This is a genomic window from Pantoea sp. sgz302252, from assembly GCF_047713085.1.
Taxonomy (GTDB): Bacteria; Pseudomonadota; Gammaproteobacteria; order Enterobacterales; family Enterobacteriaceae; genus Scandinavium.
In genome coordinates this window covers 24,613-38,223 of the sequence record NZ_JBLFJW010000012.1, presented here as the reverse complement: position 1 = coordinate 38,223, position 13,611 = coordinate 24,613, and the positions used below count along the sequence as shown (strand labels likewise).

The 13,611-nt window shown below is 52.5% G+C and carries 12 protein-coding genes and 1 pseudogene; 9 read left to right on the top strand and 4 right to left on the bottom strand.

What is annotated here, in order from left to right; all coding sequences use genetic code 11:
- Nucleotides 1-174: 174 nt before the first annotated feature.
- On the top strand, nt 175-954 hold the full coding sequence (locus ACLW56_RS11175; protein WP_330983853.1) for a triose-phosphate isomerase family protein: 780 nt from the start codon (nt 175-177) through the stop codon (nt 952-954).
- 107 nt (nt 955-1,061) lie between these two features.
- Nucleotides 1,062-2,024, top strand: coding sequence for a sugar-binding transcriptional regulator (locus ACLW56_RS11170; RefSeq protein WP_330983852.1), 963 nt, complete (start codon nt 1,062-1,064; stop codon nt 2,022-2,024).
- A 14-nt stretch (nt 2,025-2,038) separates the two neighbouring features.
- Here ACLW56_RS11170 and ACLW56_RS11165 read toward each other — a convergent pair whose 3' ends face one another.
- Nucleotides 2,039-2,998 (bottom strand): sugar-binding transcriptional regulator, encoded by a 960-nt coding sequence (locus ACLW56_RS11165; RefSeq protein ID WP_330983851.1) that lies wholly within the window; start codon nt 2,996-2,998, stop codon nt 2,039-2,041.
- A gap of 120 nt (nt 2,999-3,118) precedes the next feature.
- Between ACLW56_RS11165 and ACLW56_RS11160 the strand changes: the two genes are divergently transcribed.
- The gene (locus ACLW56_RS11160; protein ID WP_330983850.1) at nt 3,119-3,241 is read left to right on the top strand and encodes a hypothetical protein; all 123 of its coding nucleotides are present in this window, start codon (nt 3,119-3,121) and stop codon (nt 3,239-3,241) included.
- A gap of 6 nt (nt 3,242-3,247) precedes the next feature.
- Here ACLW56_RS11160 and ACLW56_RS11155 read toward each other — a convergent pair whose 3' ends face one another.
- The 3 genes from ACLW56_RS11155 to ACLW56_RS11145 are packed head-to-tail and all read right to left on the bottom strand — an operon-like array spanning nt 3,248 to nt 7,296.
- The gene (locus ACLW56_RS11155) at nt 3,248-4,180 is read right to left on the bottom strand and encodes a sugar phosphate isomerase/epimerase family protein (protein WP_330983849.1); all 933 of its coding nucleotides are present in this window, start codon (nt 4,178-4,180) and stop codon (nt 3,248-3,250) included.
- Between the two features lie 10 nt (nt 4,181-4,190).
- Entirely contained in the window at nt 4,191-5,714 is a 1,524-nt protein-coding gene (locus ACLW56_RS11150; RefSeq protein WP_330983848.1) for a glycerol-3-phosphate dehydrogenase, read from the bottom strand.
- A gap of 19 nt (nt 5,715-5,733) precedes the next feature.
- Entirely contained in the window at nt 5,734-7,296 is a 1,563-nt protein-coding gene (locus ACLW56_RS11145; protein ID WP_330983847.1) for an FGGY-family carbohydrate kinase, read from the bottom strand.
- 412 nt (nt 7,297-7,708) lie between these two features.
- On the opposite strand from ACLW56_RS11145, the gene ACLW56_RS11140 reads away from it, so the two are divergent.
- The 6 genes and pseudogenes from ACLW56_RS11140 to ACLW56_RS11115 form a co-directional block, all read left to right on the top strand.
- A complete protein-coding gene (locus ACLW56_RS11140) occupies nt 7,709-8,362 on the top strand; it encodes a DUF2291 domain-containing protein (protein WP_330983846.1) in 654 nt (217 codons plus the stop codon).
- A complete protein-coding gene (locus ACLW56_RS11135) occupies nt 8,359-9,903 on the top strand; it encodes a sugar ABC transporter ATP-binding protein (protein ID WP_330983845.1) in 1,545 nt (514 codons plus the stop codon). The genes ACLW56_RS11140 and ACLW56_RS11135 overlap by 4 nt, the downstream gene beginning before the upstream one ends.
- 17 nt (nt 9,904-9,920) lie before the next feature.
- On the top strand, nt 9,921-10,976 hold the full coding sequence (locus ACLW56_RS11130) for an ABC transporter permease (RefSeq protein WP_330983844.1): 1,056 nt from the start codon (nt 9,921-9,923) through the stop codon (nt 10,974-10,976).
- A gap of 89 nt (nt 10,977-11,065) precedes the next feature.
- Entirely contained in the window at nt 11,066-12,016 is a 951-nt protein-coding gene (locus tag ACLW56_RS11125) for a D-ribose ABC transporter substrate-binding protein (RefSeq protein WP_330983843.1), read from the top strand.
- A 359-nt stretch (nt 12,017-12,375) separates the two neighbouring features.
- Nucleotides 12,376-13,227 carry a DeoR/GlpR family DNA-binding transcription regulator gene (locus ACLW56_RS11120; protein WP_330983842.1) on the top strand — a complete coding sequence of 284 codons (852 nt, stop codon included), beginning with the start codon at nt 12,376-12,378 and terminating at the stop codon, nt 13,225-13,227.
- 51 nt (nt 13,228-13,278) lie between these two features.
- Nucleotides 13,279-13,390 (top strand): annotated as a pseudogene (locus ACLW56_RS11115) (6-phospho-3-hexuloisomerase); the annotation flags it as partial.
- Nucleotides 13,391-13,611 lie beyond the last annotated feature (221 nt).

Sequence of the window (13,611 nt, the reverse complement as noted above, 5' to 3'; positions counted from 1 at the left end):
CTTTCAGATTTTACGGACGAACTGGTGAGGTTATGAGAGCGATCACACTTCCTCTCGCCGATTGTTTAGTGCGCTCAATTGAACTGATAGTGTTCATTTGTTTGTGGTGCGGGTTATTATCGAAGGCGCGTCATAGCAACGGCAGAAACAAAGAGGCGATGTGGAGAGGGCACCATGTCTGAAAAGGTAATCGTTGGTATTAGTCATAAAACCTATTTTGGTTATCACCAGATGCTGAACTGGTGTCGGGATGTGGCCGATATGCTGCGACAGCCGGGTGTGTGTAACGCAGGGATAGAGCTTTTTACCTTCCCTGAAATGCCAACAATTCCGTTGGCGTTGCAGATCTTTAACGGTACCGCGATGGCAACCGGCGCACAGAATGTGTGTGCTGAACCTGCGGGGGCATGGACGGGAGAGACCAGCGCCAGTCTTCTACAGGAGATGGGATGTCGCTATGTCGAGATTGGGCATGCGGAACGGCGCCGCCATTTCAGTGAAACCGTTCCGATCGTTAATCAAAAAATGGATATGGCCTTTGCCTGCGAGCTGACCCCTGTGATATGCATCGGGGAAGCTGACCGTATGAGTGCGAAAGCGGCTGCAGAATTTGCCATCGCCCAGGCACGGGAACTGCTGGAGCACCGCAAAGCACACCTGCTACCCGCGCTGATTTTTGCATGGGAGCCACAGTGGGCAATTGGTGCTGCTGAGCCGGCGAGCGATGATTATATTCGATATGTTTGCCGTACGTTGCGTGAAGCATTACGCCGTGACTATGGGCCGCAGTGTCGCGTGATTTATGGCGGGAGCGCGGGACCGGGCCTGTTGACGCGCCTTTGGCCGGATGCTGACGGGGTATTTCTCGGCCGTTTTGCGCACCGTCCCGCGGCTGTTTCAGATATTCTGCAGGAGGCGCGCAGCATTACCGGCTGTGGGCATCATCAGACGTAACATTCACCGGACAACGTCGGCGGAAATGCGAAATAACCGTTTCTGATATACTGACCGCCACTTTACTGCCTTACCTTTTTCGTTTTACCGCCGGAGATGAATACTGAATGGAAAAATCTACTGCATCGCAGGATTACGAGCTGCTTACCGAAATTGCGGTTGCCTATTATTGCGATGAAGTGACTCAGGAGGAAATTGCGAACAAGTTTGGTTTTTCACGCATCAAAGTGGGTCGATTGCTAAAACGGGCGAGAGAAAAGGGCATTGTTGAGATCAACGTACGTTATCACCCCGTGTTCAGCACCCAGCTGGAAAAGCAACTGACAGAGCGTTTTCCTGTGAGCCGGGCGCTCATTGCGCTCGACTATGCGGATGAAGAAGAACAACGTCGGCAAGTGGCTTCTCTCGTCTCAGGCCATCTGAATAACGTGCTGAAAGATAATGTGGTGGTGGCGGTAGGACAAGGGCGTAATGTGGCCGCCGTGGTTGAACATTCGGGCGCCATTCAGGCCCGTGACTGCCGTTTTATCTGTGGTATTGGCGGAACGCACCGCCCGGGTGATGTGATTAACGCCGATCATATCAGTCGTCTGCTGGCGAAAAAGTTTGGCGGGAGCAGTGAGTCACTGTATGCCCCGGCTTACGTCGAGAACAGGCAACTGAAAGAGCTGCTACTGCAAAATAGCACCATTAAAGAAACCCTGGACCGTGCCCGAAAAGCGGATATCGCGTTGGTGGGAATTGGCGATATGAATGAGGAAAGCTATATGGTGAAACTGGGATGGTTTACGCCACATGAAATCAGTAACGCCAGTTTGCATCAGGGCGTCATTGGCGATATCGCGGGATATGACTTTTACAATGCTCGCGGTGAGCACGTGAATACCGTTATGGATAATCGTGTCATTGGGCTGAGCATTGAGGAATTACGACAGATACCCTGTGTCATTGCGATTGCTTCTGAAAATACCAAAGCGATGGCTATCATGGGGGCACTGCGTACGGGCGTGATTGATATTATTGCCACCAGCGCCCGAAATATCCGTACGGTATTGAGTATGAGCCAGTAATGCTGGCGAGTTTATCATTCTGACTGGCCCAGCAGGGCGTGAGCGGTGAGTTCATCAGTGATGAGGCCATTGAGCAATCCACTGGCTAACACTGCCCGCAGAGCTTCGACTTTTGTCGGGCCTCCTGCCAGCGCCACAATATTATCCCGGCGCCGGGTATCTAAAGAGATAGCCATCGTTCTTGCCGTTAACCCATTATCAATGTGCTGACCATGGGTGTTAAAGAAATGGCCCAATATCTCACCAACCGCGCCAGACGCCGAAATAGCGTTGATTTCGTGTATGCCGATCATACCTGCTTCCACGAGCTGTGCTGCTGGTTCAACAGTACCGATTCCGACTAGCTTCACTGCGCTGCTGGCGGCCATTTCAAATACCTGACTCACCCCATGCTGGGATAACAAAACATCCCGATCCTTCACGGTATTTGCAAAGAAGGGGACCGGCATTATATAAGCCTGTGCCCCGGTTTTTTGCGCAATGCGGTGCATTACATCGTGCGGGTTGAGGGCATAGTTGCGCGTCAGGCAGCCCAACAGAGAAACAAAACGAACCCGGTGTGCATCGATATGCCGCAACTGGTGGACCGCGGCGGACAGTGTGCGTCCGTGACCCATGCCGATAGTCATGTCGGGATTGTTAATCAGCAGCGTGCGTAAATAATCCGCGCCAGCCATACCCAGCGCTCGTACCGGTAGTCCCTCTTCGGCGGTATCCGGGGCGACACGGCAGAAAGACAGGCCGTATCGTGTTAGCAAACGTGATTCCAGCTCAACGCAGGCAATAATCTCGCCTTCAATACTCACTTTGACTGCACCTTCCGACACGGCACGGGCAATAAGACGGTGGGTCTTTACCGATGACAATCCTAACCGTTTTGCCACCTCGGCCTGCGTAAGGCCGCCAACGTAATGCAGCCACGCCGCGCGCAGGCCAAGAGAGTCTTCGCTATCCATTAAAGTAGGGTGTTTCATGATTTCGTTTTTCGGTAGTGAGCGTTGATGGATTGGCAGGGTTGCCGGTGTGGCCTGCTGGCCCTTTTTGACAACATGTTCTGTGTAGAAATCAACAAATTTGGCCACCGACTGAATGTGATGTTAAAGAAACTGAATCAAACCACTGGCTGGACAGCGGTGTCACTGTGCCAGTTTGCTTTGATAAAGGCGATGTTTAAAGAGGGTATCATGCGTTCCTGCAATCCAGCCCGTTCCCGGTGATTAGGTTCAGATATTCAGGTCCCGAATCCCGGTATCAATATGAGGAGCCCAAAAGGCGACGCTTTCGGCAATTTCAGCGATAGCGTGGCTGTCCGTCGGTTCGCGTTCTTTGAAGCTGAGTTCAAGACAGATTTCATTATCTTTTGCCCCGCCGCGCGCGAATGCGCTAAGCAGAGGCTCGGGCTGGATCCGACCCTTGCTATTGTACTGTGCCGTAAAGGGCCGGTGTCCGCCTTTATCCTGCATGCTTTGCTTTATGTGAATAATGGGCGAGTAACGGGGAACCGCTTCAGCCCATGCGTAAGGATCGTAATCCCGTGGGTCATCAGAGGTCACATCGCCGTGATCGATATCGGCCATCATCCACAAAGGGATCGCCATTGATGTCGCGCTGAGCCTGTTTTGCAGAGCCAGACAGGCCGGGATAGTTTCCCCAAATTCGCGTCCGATACTCATAGGCTCCCAGAACACATATTTCAGGCCCGCAGACTTTGCATGCTCTGCCACTTCCGCCCAACAGTCGATCGCAATGGCGATCAGCGCTTCCCGGCGTTGAGGATCGTTGTGATCCTGTTGGGTGAAAATAGCGAACTGCGAACCGATCGCATCACCGCCCAGTTCAGCGGTGATATCGGCAAACGTTTTAAACCAGTCTATATAGTAGCGCCGCACGGAGGCATCCGGATGCCCGAAATGGTTCAGGCGCCCATACGGCCCGGTCATGCCTGAGGTTATTCGTACCCCGGTCGCCTGTTGCGCTTTTTTCATTCGTCTCACCATCTGTGCGATGGTAGAGGCGGGCCAGCTGGGGTTGATGAATTCATGCGTAAGCTGGATATCCCGAATGCGAATTTGGTGGGCAACGGTATGAATCAGCTCTTCCGGGGTGGCAATACGGTTAACCAACGGATTTGTATTCAGCGACAGAGAAAGTGTCATTATTGCCTCCTTAACTGGCTTTTGCACAACGCGGGGCGCCATAGGTTGTTGTAAACCAGTCGGCAAATGCCTGTTGCTGTATTTCGGTCAGGTGCAGGCCATGTTTGGTCCGTCGCCATAAAATATCGTCTGCCTGCCTGGCCCATTCCTTCTCCACCAGATAGCGTACTTCGGCTTCATACAATAATCCGCCAAAGTGAAGGCCGAGATCTTCCACGCGCTTCGCTTCCCCCAACACCCTGGGCAGACGTGCACCGTACAAGCGGGCGTAATGTTTGCACAGGCGCTGAGGCAACCAGCGGTAATTGCTTTTCAGCGTTTGCAGGAAGCTTTCGAAATCGGCATCCGCTATTTCGCCGCCGGGCAGTACGGCATCGCGAGTCCAGTCGGGGCCCATTTGTGGGAAGAAAGGCCCCAATTTTTGCAGGGCATGTTCGGCCAGCTTGCGAAAGGTGGTGATTTTCCCGCCGAATACATGCAGCAACGGGAGGGGCTGTTGTTCATCAAGCTCAAACACATAGTCACGCGTGACCGCCGAAGGGTTTCCTTTGCCATCATCGAACAGCGGCCGCACGCCCGAAAAACGGGCGATCACATCGCTGGCGCACAGTTGAATTTTGAAATAGCGATTCACGGCATCCAGCAGATACTGTTGTTCGCTATCGTCGGCCGTCACGGCGTCGGCATCACCTTCCCACGGAATATCGGTTGTGCCGATCAGGGCTTTGTCACCTTCATAAGGGTTAATAAAGATGACGCGCTTATCATTATTCTGCATCAGGTAGGCCTGCTGGCCTTCCCAGAATTTTGGCACAATGAGGTGTGAGCCTTTCACCAGGCGTACGTTTCGGCTGCTGCGGGTTTGGGTGACCTGATGGATGATATCCAGCACCCATGGACCTGTGGCATTGACCAGCGCTTTGGCCCGGAAGGTTTGCTGTTCACCGGTTTGCGTATTTTGCACGGTAATGACCCAGGCTTCAGGCGTACAGTTGGCTGAAACACAGCGGGTCCGGGTGAGTATGGTCGCCCCGCGCTCGGCGGCATCCAGTGCGTTCAGCGTGACAAGCCGGGCGTCGTCGACCCAACAGTCTGAATACTCAAACCCTTTTTGGTATGAATTGAGAATCGGGGCGCCTTCCGGATCCCGGTGTAAATCCAGCGTTCGGGTGCCGGGCAGCTTTTTCAGACCGCCAAGATGGTCATACAAAAACAGCCCCAGCCGAACTAACCACGCCGGGCGGTCGCCAGGACTGTGAGGAAGGACAAAACGCATTGGCCAGATGATATGCGGCGCTGCGTTCAGTAACACTTCGCGTTCGATAAGTGCTTCACGCACCAGGCGGAATTCATAATATTCCAGATAGCGTAAGCCGCCGTGAACCAGCTTGCCTGAGCGAGACGAGGTCCCCTGCGCCAGGTCGTCTTTTTCACACATCACCACGGATAAACCGCGGCCTGCGGCGTCACGAGCAATACCCGCGCCGTTGATGCCTCCACCAATGACAAACAGATCCAGAATTTTTTCGCTCATGATGACTCCATTAAGCAGGTTAGCCGTCTGCGCAAGGATGTTTTAACGCATTCCAGGCAGACGGAAGTTCGTTACGTAGCTGCTGATAACAGCCAAATAAATGCTGATAATGTTCAGTTAGCGCGGGCGAAGGGACTTCCTGTTTATCCAGAAGTGGCGTTACCCATGTTTTGACACAGTGCTCCATTGAGGGATAGGCGCCGATGGCCACTGCGGCCATCATGGCTGCCCCGGCAGCACCCGCTTCCTCGCGCCTGCTGCTGCGTACTGGCACACCAATGCAGGCCGACAGAATCTGGCGCAGTTGTGAAGAACGGGTCGCGCCGCCGGTGAGGCGTAACTCACCGGGCAATCTGTCACCCATTGCCTGATAGCAATCCCGGGCGGCGAAGCCGATGCCTTCAATCACCGCACGCACCAGATCGGCAAAACCGTGGCTATAGCTCAGGCCGACAAAGCTGGCCCTGGCGTTAGCATTCACGAAGGGGCCGCGTTCTCCGGCTTCCGAAATATAGGGGTGGTAAAGCAAGGTGCCTGGTTTAGCCTGGCTAAGCCAGCGATCGATGTGTTGTACGAGCCTGGCGTGGCTGACTTCGCCATTGAAGCTGTTAAGGAGTTCGCTGGCGATGTGCAGGAGCCAGTCCAGATTCAGGGTTGATGCCATATTGGTTTGAACTTGCGTGACGTAATCAGGCCAGGGCAGGGGGATCACATAGCCTGTTTGCTGCGGATTCAACCACACCTTGTCCGTAGAGACGGCATGGAGATGGACACCCGTTGACCCGACAATCGAACAGGCCGTATTCGCTTCACCCGTATGTACTCCGGCCCCGAGAGCGGTCATGACCATATCAACGAACCCCAGACTGACGGGGGTGCCTGCGCGTAATCCTGTCAGCGCGGCGGCCTCTGCGGTTAATGGATGCGTTATTTGGCTTCCGTCGACGATCTCCGGCAGGAGATGCCGGCGATGTTCCAGACCCAGAGCGGCAATCACCTGGTCGTCATAGCGCCGATGGCGGAAATTTCCAAAAGTGAAGCTGGCTTCAGAGGGGTCTGTTGCGCGGACACCTGTTAAGTTCAGATACAGCCAGTCTTTGCAATGGAGGGCGACTTCGCTGCTGTCCAGCAACTCAGGATAAAAACAGTCCATGTGAGCCATCTGCGAGCCCTGCTGGCAGGTGTTTAACCCGGTGCCGGTGGCTTCAAAGCGAGCACGCGCGAGCGGCGAGCGAGAAAGCTTCTCTACCGTTGGCGCGGCACGAGCATCCAGCCAAATCCAGGCATCCTCTACTGGCTGATTCCCGGCACCCACCAGCCAGGTTCCATCACCCTGAGCGGTAACGGCTACTGCGACAATACGAGCGGCCAGGTTATCGACATGTTCAGCCAGTTTACGAATGGCCGCGACGGCATCTTGCCAGGTCTGGTTCATTGATTGCTGCGCCACGCCGCCTTCGCTTCGCGAATAATTGTTGCGTGCTGATGCGCAGCCCAGTTGCTCACCTTCAGGATCAAACGCTACGGCTTTGACGACTGAAGTGCCGGAGTCCAGTCCAAGAATGATGTCACGGTTATCCATCAATACCTCTGCTATCAGGTTGAGCGTCGTCGTTGAGTAATGCTTTTAATGTTAATCGCGTGTGATTTTTTGTGACAAGTAACGTTATTATTCATTTATCACAGAGATAACATAACATGTGAATTATTTTTCTTTATGGAGAGTAAATTTCATTTTGGAAGGCGAGGTTGATCACGAATTTGGCCTGTTTTTGGCCTGTCTACTGGAGAAGTAAAGGCCATTTAACAGGAGATGGTGTGAGATCCGGGTGGTATATAAATGTTAGATCCAGATCGCGCTATCAAGAAAAAAAGCAGATTCAAGATTGACAATTTAGCAACGGGAACACAATTCTCATCACATGCAGTTATCGTATTTATAACATCAGGGCGGAGAAATACCGTCTGTGCTAATTGTCTGTGAGGTCAACATTATGTCTGGGGTTTCCGCACTATCAGCTCATCACTCGCGCCGCCGTGTAAAACGTTATACGGCAATGGGTATCGCTGTTATGGCGGTGCTCATTGCGATGGTTGTGGATACACAGGTTGTCCACATCGGTTCTGTGCAGGATAAACAGGAACAAGGTTTTTCCGCCGCCTCATACGGCGACAAAACCTTCCCTGAGATTAAAAACAGTATTGAGTCCCGCGCTGTTGATGCTGTTCTTCTGGCTGAAGCGTTAAAAATGAATCAGGCCGAGGCGATAAAAAAATATGGCGTTGGTACCACGCTGCCGGTTATTCCCGTCCGGTTTCAGGGAAACGTCGGGGAGGGGAAATCTGGAATATTTAACATTAGCGTGAATGGTTTCCCTGAGGACATAAAGCTGCGCCTGCAAACGGGGCCGATATTAACAGGGACCGAATTACGTGATTCTACAGGGAAGATTCAATTCGGCGACTTCACCAACCAGATTGACTATCAGAATGCTGGCGCGGCGCTTAACCGGGCATTAAAAACCGTGTTGCTGGATAAGCTGGACAGGGAAACGCTCTCAGGAAAACGCGTAGAGGTTGTTGGCGTATTTCGTTTATTGACCCCAGGTAACTGGCTGGTGACACCGATCAGTCTGGAGGTTAAATGAATCTGTCTGCATTACATCCGGCTTTAACGAAAGGTGAAATCATTCTTTCTGCGAGGAATGTGAGCAAGGTGTATGGCTCAACACATGCCCTGAAAGGGGTGAATTTTGATGTTCGCCGCGGCGAAGTGACAACTTTGTTTGGTGAAAATGGTGCGGGCAAATCGACGCTGATGAAAATTCTTTCCGGCGTGATTACCCCCAGCAGCGGTGAGATTGTCCTCAATAATGAGGTAAAAATTTTCAACTCTGCAACGGATGCACGAGATAACGGTATTTCCATCATCCACCAGGAGCTGAATCTCGCACCGAACATGAATGTGCGCGACAACATTTTTATCGGCCGGGAAATAATGAAGCCGGGTGGTGTGGATTACGCCGAAGAAAAACGTATCACCGAGCTCCTGATGCGGTCGCTGGAAGAGGATATTGATCCGCTAACACCGGTCGAGAATCTTCGACTGGGCCAGCAGCAGATAGTGGAAATTGCCCGCGCACTGTCGGTGAATTCTCAGATCCTCATCATGGATGAGCCCACCTCCGCACTGAGCGCTGCCGAGGTTAAGGTGTTATTTCAGGTGATCCGCGACCTGACCTGCCAGGGCGTCGCCATTGTTTATATCTCACACCACCTCGAAGAAGCGCTGGAGATAACCGACCGGGCGGTTGTGTTACGCGATGGCGTGATGACCGCCTATGCGCGTCGCGATGAAATCGACCTTGACTGGATTGTTCACCACATGGTGGGCGACCATTTTGATCTCGGCTCGCCGCCGAATGACTATCCATTCGGTGCTTCAGCGCTTTCGGTAAAAGACCTGACCGTGAAAGGAAAGGCGGGGATTCGGCTCGTGGATAACCTGTCTCTGGATGTCCGCAGCGGTGAAATTGTGTGTATTTATGGCCTGATGGGCGCGGGCAGAACGGAGTTGATGGAGTGTGTCGCCGGACGACTATCACAGTCATCCGGCACAGTCCTTCTGGAGGACAATGAGGTATCCGGCCTCTCAATCTCCCAGCGTATCGCCAGTGGATTAGCGTTAGTACCCGAGGATCGTCAGCGGGATGGTTTAGTTCAGACGATGTCCGTGGGTGAAAATCTGACCCTTGCCAGCATCAACGCGTGTGTTCGGGGATTGATGCTGTCGAGGCGAAAGGAAAAACAGCGTATTGATGACAGCATCCGTAATGTGACGGTGAAAACGGCAGGCGGTGAGGCGGCTATTCGCTCGCTCTCCGGTGGTAATCAACAAAAAGTGGTGATTGGGAAGATACTGGCGACCAATCCGAAAGTGATTTTATTGGATGAACCCAGTCGGGGAATCGATATTGGGGCGAAAGCGGAAGTGTTCCGTTTGTTGACTGATAGCGCCAGAAAAGGCCTGGCGGTTATCTATTCCACTTCCGAAGTGGGCGAGTGTTTGAGTATTGCTCACCGTATCGTGGTGATGAGAAAAGGCCGTATTTCAGCCGTGTTTGATTCCAGCGTCACGAAAGAACGCATCATGGCTGCCTCCGGCGAGTCAGTGGTGGCACAACAATGAAAATGGGAGCTAAAACCATGACAGACAGAACCCAGTCGCTGACCGTGTTGCCAGTGGAGACCAAAACACGTGCCAGAAAAGGTCCTGGCCTGGCGCATCTTCTGCTTGAAGGACGCGCTTTTATCGCATTACTGGTGATTATCGCCATGTTTTCGTTCCTGTCGCCAAATTACTTCAGCGGAGCCAATTTCCTGACAATGGCTTCCCATGTCGCGATTTTTGGTCTGCCCGCAATTGGAATGCTGCTGGTGATTTTGAACGGCGGCATCGATCTTTCCGTTGGTTCAACGCTGGGTCTGGCCGGGGTCTGCGCCGGTTTTATGATGCAAGGCATTAATCTTGACGCGCTGGGCGTGGTGCTCTATCTCCCGGTCTGGGCGGTGGCGATCCTGACGTTGGCCGTTGGCGCGCTGATAGGCCTGGTGAACGGCATCCTGATTGCCTGGTGCCGGGTACCTGCGTTTGTGGCCACCCTTGGGTCCTTATACGTGGCGCGCGGTATTGCTCTGCTCATGACGAATGGCCTGACCTACAACAAATTATCGGGCAGCGCAGCATTAGGCAACACCGGTTTCGACTGGCTGGGATTTAACCGTATTTTTACTATCCCGATTGGCGTGCTGATTCTGGGCGTTGTTGCGCTGGCCTGTGGTTTCTTACTGAGCAGAACCGCGTTTGGTCGTTGGTTGTACGCGTCTGGTGGTAATGAGCGGGCCGCTGAATTGTCAGGTGTACCGGTAAAACGCGTCAAAATCAGCGTTTATGTCCTGTCGGGAGTCTGTGCCGCGATGGCGGGACTGGTGCTCACCTCGCAGCTGACTTCAGCAGGACCGACCGCCGGAACCACATACGAATTGACCGCGATCGCCGCCGTCGTCATTGGTGGTGCGGCATTAACGGGGGGGCGTGGCAACGTTCGTGGAACGTTACTCGGTGCGTTTGTTATCGGTTTCCTCTCTGACGGTCTGGTCATTATCGGGGTTTCAGCCTACTGGCAGACCGTATTCACGGGTGCCGTGATTGTTCTGGCGGTTCTGCTCAACACCTTGCAGTACGGTCGCCGGGGGCGTTAATGCGTTTTTAACCGGAGCGGAGTCCGGGTTGTATCCGTTCTACATATTGTCCGACATCTGTACCTTACAAATAACGGAGCAACAACACTATGTATAAGAACAGCAGACGTTTCATCCTGGCCGCTACGGCCGCGGCGATCGCTATTTTCGCCACACCAACATGGGCGAACGGGTTGATGACTATCATTATCAACGACCCTTCGAACCCTTACTGGCTGACCGAAGGCCAGATAGCACAAAAAACGGCTGAAAAAATGGGATACACGGCGAAGGTCAGCGCACATAAAGGCGATACCAACACAGAGAGCCTGCTTATCGATACTGCGATTACCAATAAATCGAAAGCGATTATTCTTGACCCCGCTAATGCTGATGGTTCTGTTGGTTCGGTGAAAAAAGCTATCGCCGCGAATATTCCCGTCTTTATTATTAATGCTGAACTGAATCAGAGCGGTTTGGCTAAGGCGCAGCTGGTGTCGAATAACGCGCAAGGCGCGGCGTTAGGCGCGCAGCAATGGGTACAACAGGTGGGAGATAGCGGTGACTATGTGGAACTGAAAGGACCACCGTCTGACAACAATGCCGCGACCCGGGCAAATGGTTTTGAAACCGTGCTGAGCCAGTACCCGGGTCTTAAAAAAACGGGGTCGGAAGTCGCAAACTGGGACCGTACTCAGGGTTACAACAAGATGCAATCCCTGTTACAGGCAAACCCGAAAGTGAAGGGGGTTATCAGCGGCAATGATGAAATGGCGTTAGGGGCTATTGCCGCACTGAAAGAAGCCGGAAAGCTGAAGCAGGTGACCGTCGGTGGGTTTGATGGCTCGCCAGATGCGGTAGACGCAGTAAAAGAGGGGGCGCTGGCCTATACCGTCATGCAGCCCGTAGCGACATTTACGGCCAAAGCCGTAGAGCAAGCAGATACCTTCCTGAAAACAGGCAAAACAGGCGCGGCATCTGAGAAGCAGTTGTTTGACTGCGTATTAATAACCAAAGATAACGCTGCAAAAATAAAGTCACCATTTGTGTTGTCTGAATAATATTATCAGCCGAAAATCAATAAATTGGTTTTCCTTGTTTTTTGTTCTACTACCCATGACAACACGGTATTCGTTAGAGGTTTGTCATCCGTCTGCAGGGGGCATTTATGCCCCCTCAGATTGCTGACAAAGAAGGAAAAAGCGTGGTTTTTCCTTCTTTGTGGTGAGCAGCCGAAAATCAATGAATTGATTTTCCTTATTTTTTTGTTCTACTACCCATGACAAAACGGTATTCGTTAGAGGTTTGTCATCCGTCTGCAGGGGGCATTTATGCCCCCTTTTTAATGATTTGCTATCTGCGCACTTCGGCGTTGTAATTGGCAGTATCAGGGCTTCTTTTCACTCTTTACGGACGCATAATGACGCAAACGACTCAGGATCACTCTCTCAATGTATTCATGGCGGAAATGCTGCCAGGTGACAGCCGCCAGGCGCGACAGCTGGCGCGTCGGCAACTGATTGTTGAAGCGGTCATGGCTGAAGGCGCGATTCGTATCGAGGAGATCACTGAGCGGTATGGTATTAGCTTAATGACGGCCCACCGGGACATTGATGAGCTCGCTGAGCGCGGGCTGTTGCATAAATCTCGGGGCGTGGTTTCTGCAACATCAACCAGTCTGGTGGAGTCCAGCGACGTTTATCGCGCTACCCGACAGCTGGAAGAGAAGCAGGCCATCGCTGAAGTTGCGATGAGTTATCTTGAGCCCGGACAGGCCATCTTTCTTGACGATTCTACAACGGTGTTTCAGATGGTGCGCTTATTGCCTGCCAGAGCGCCGCTGACGGTAATCACCAATTCGTTGACGCTCATGAGCGAGCTAAAGAATATCCGTGATGTAACCTTGCTCGGATTGGGTGGGCAGTATCACAGCTGGTGTAACGCTTTTATGGGGCATATGACGCGGGATGAAATCGCCGGCCTTCGTGCAAATACGTTTTTTGTCAGTATGTCCGCCATTATGGATGATATTGTTTTTCACCAGTCAGCGGAGACGGTTGAAACAAAGCGGGCCATGTTTAATTGTGCAGAAAAGCGCATTTTGCTGATGGATCACACCAAATTTGAGCGCCGTGCGCTCTATCGATTTGCCCGGTTAAGCGAGTTTGATGTCGTGATTGTGAATCAGGGGACACCCGTTTCAATCCTGCGCAGGATGAAAGATCTCGGTGTGAATGTCGTTGTCGCCGGAATGAAAGTAAAAACGGAATAGTGCCGCGGCTAGTGTGCCGATCGTTTTTCCGGTACGGGATAACGGTTTTTGGCGAGCGCGATTTTTGTCTTTGGTGCCGGGCGTTCGCTACTGATGCTGAAAGCATCTGGCGATGCGGTTGATGCATATCGGCCTGAAGGTACATGTGATCGGCGATGTGGTAATTGTCGGTTCGGCGATAACACATTCAACTGACCCGGCGAATTTCTGAGGTATTATTGCAACATGATGACTCTGAGGACGCAGGGTCATCTCTGCGCCTGATCTCCGATACGGTAGATGGCGTTCCGGAACATCCGTTATGGTATGAGGACTGACGAAAAAAGTAGTTAAAATGCATGACTGTCCAGTTGATTTTGATCAAAAAACAAGCTTTTGAGGTTG

Coding starts and splice junctions, on each gene's coding strand:
- ACLW56_RS11175 (WP_330983853.1), top strand. CDS start 175: ATGTCTGAAAAGGTAATCGTTGGTATTAGTCATAAAACCTATTTTGGT.
- ACLW56_RS11170 (WP_330983852.1), top strand. CDS start 1,062: ATGGAAAAATCTACTGCATCGCAGGATTACGAGCTGCTTACCGAAATT.
- ACLW56_RS11165 (WP_330983851.1), bottom strand. CDS start 2,998: ATGAAACACCCTACTTTAATGGATAGCGAAGACTCTCTTGGCCTGCGC.
- ACLW56_RS11160 (WP_330983850.1), top strand. CDS start 3,119: ATGTTAAAGAAACTGAATCAAACCACTGGCTGGACAGCGGTGTCACTG.
- ACLW56_RS11155 (WP_330983849.1), bottom strand. CDS start 4,180: ATGACACTTTCTCTGTCGCTGAATACAAATCCGTTGGTTAACCGTATT.
- ACLW56_RS11150 (WP_330983848.1), bottom strand. CDS start 5,714: ATGAGCGAAAAAATTCTGGATCTGTTTGTCATTGGTGGAGGCATCAAC.
- ACLW56_RS11145 (WP_330983847.1), bottom strand. CDS start 7,296: ATGGATAACCGTGACATCATTCTTGGACTGGACTCCGGCACTTCAGTC.
- ACLW56_RS11140 (WP_330983846.1), top strand. CDS start 7,709: ATGTCTGGGGTTTCCGCACTATCAGCTCATCACTCGCGCCGCCGTGTA.
- ACLW56_RS11135 (WP_330983845.1), top strand. CDS start 8,359: ATGAATCTGTCTGCATTACATCCGGCTTTAACGAAAGGTGAAATCATT.
- ACLW56_RS11130 (WP_330983844.1), top strand. CDS start 9,921: ATGACAGACAGAACCCAGTCGCTGACCGTGTTGCCAGTGGAGACCAAA.
- ACLW56_RS11125 (WP_330983843.1), top strand. CDS start 11,066: ATGTATAAGAACAGCAGACGTTTCATCCTGGCCGCTACGGCCGCGGCG.
- ACLW56_RS11120 (WP_330983842.1), top strand. CDS start 12,376: ATGACGCAAACGACTCAGGATCACTCTCTCAATGTATTCATGGCGGAA.